Raw genomic sequence first — 719 nt, forward strand, 5'->3', positions numbered from 1 at the left:
CAGTCACAGGACTAAAAACCGCTTTGCTATTTTTAGCCCGTGCTGCGGGCGTTATGTTTTATAGGAAAAATGCATCATGAGAAACTGGAACTCTCTAAAACTTGTTTTACCTGCATTGCTAATCGGCGCGCTGGCTGCAACTTACTTTTTGGGTTTTGATGCGTGGCAAGTCAGCCAGCAAACGGAACTAGCACTTACAAATTGCGGTAAAGGTAATGTTGCAAGCGTCTCCACTACCGGATACGAATGCAAAAAATAGTCTGGTTTAAATAAACATAACAAATGCAGTCACGGGACAAAAAACCGCTCCGCCATTTTTTGCCCGTGCTGGCAGGCGTTATGTGGTTTAAGGAATTGTAAATGAAAAGGGATCCATCAAAAATTAACATCACCAAGTTTGGCCTTTGTTTTTACTTAGTCATGGTGACATGTTTATTTCTTGGTTTTGCACAATCTACACTTTCTCCAAATTCAGTATTAGGTGTCCTTACAGCATCAAACTTTGGTATTTTCATTTGGTTTGCATTAGTAATCAGTGTTGCAGGAGTGCTTGAATTAATCTTTAAAAAATATGGTATTAAAACTTTTGACTATTCAGCGTAACCACATAACAAATGCAGTCACAGGACAAAAAATCGCTCCGCCATTTTTAGCCTGTGCTGGCAGGCGTTATCCCCCATCAATCATAGAGTTTTGAGTCTCAAGGTTTAGTCGCAAAT

The 719-nt window shown here is 39.9% G+C and carries 2 protein-coding genes; both read left to right on the top strand.

Annotation, left to right across the window (positions count from 1 at the left end; all coding sequences use genetic code 11):
• Positions 1–76 precede the first annotated feature (76 nt).
• On the top strand, positions 77–259 hold the full coding sequence (locus tag CS022_RS24615; protein ID WP_129124487.1) for a hypothetical protein: 183 nt from the start codon (positions 77–79) through the stop codon (positions 257–259).
• 101 nt (positions 260–360) lie between these two features.
• Positions 361–603 carry a hypothetical protein gene (locus tag CS022_RS24620; RefSeq protein ID WP_129124488.1) on the top strand — a complete coding sequence of 81 codons (243 nt, stop codon included), beginning with the start codon at positions 361–363 and terminating at the stop codon, positions 601–603.
• The last annotated feature ends 116 nt before the right edge of the window (positions 604–719 follow it).

The organism is Veronia nyctiphanis, assembly GCF_004116385.1.
Lineage (GTDB): Bacteria > Pseudomonadota > Gammaproteobacteria > Enterobacterales > Vibrionaceae > Veronia > Veronia nyctiphanis.

Bases quoted from the DNA above. Each gene is read 5' to 3' on its own strand.
- CS022_RS24615 (WP_129124487.1), top strand. From the start codon at position 77: ATGAGAAACTGGAACTCTCTAAAACTTGTTTTACCTGCATTGCTAATC.
- CS022_RS24620 (WP_129124488.1), top strand. From the start codon at position 361: ATGAAAAGGGATCCATCAAAAATTAACATCACCAAGTTTGGCCTTTGT.